Origin of the sequence: Streptomyces viridosporus (assembly GCF_002078235.1) — a bacterium.
GTDB lineage: Bacteria > Actinomycetota > Actinomycetes > Streptomycetales > Streptomycetaceae > Streptomyces > Streptomyces viridosporus.
Genome location: NZ_MSGP01000550.1, coordinates 333 through 815 on the forward strand (window position 1 = coordinate 333; position 483 = coordinate 815).

Annotated in this window: 1 protein-coding gene; it reads right to left on the reverse strand. The window is 72.0% G+C overall.

The window, feature by feature from the left end:
- The coding region (locus B7L92_RS42940; RefSeq protein ID WP_255311236.1) for an enoyl-CoA hydratase-related protein at window positions 1-483 on the reverse strand (483 nt) is incomplete at both ends.

Here is a 483-nt window from a genome sequence, read left to right on the forward strand (position 1 = left end):
GAACGCCTGGATCATGTTCTTGGTGATCTGCCCGGTGACCAGTTCCGTCAGGTACCCGGCTTCCACCACGAAGGCCGTGTCCACGTCGACCTGGGAGCTCTCCACGGCCGCCGCGAGGATGTTGCGCGGGGCCGGGTACGGAGCGCCCCCCGTCTTCTTCTTCAGCATCGCGGTGAGGGCGGGGAGTTGCACGGCCAACTCCGGGTTCGCGGGGGTGCCGCCGGGGATGCGGTACCCGGGGGCGTCCCAGGGCTGCGTGGACTGCGGGTGGGCGTCGACGAACGCCCTGGCCCTGGCGAGGAGTTCGTCCGGGTCGGCGGCGATCTCGTCGACCAGGCCGGCCTCCCGGGCGCGCGCCGGTCCGTACCGGGTGCCCTCCAGGAGGACCTTCCGCAGGGCGTCCACCACACCGAACATGCGGACCGTGCGGGTCACTCCACCGCCGCCGGGCAGCAGGCCCAGGGTGACTTCGGGAAGCCCGAC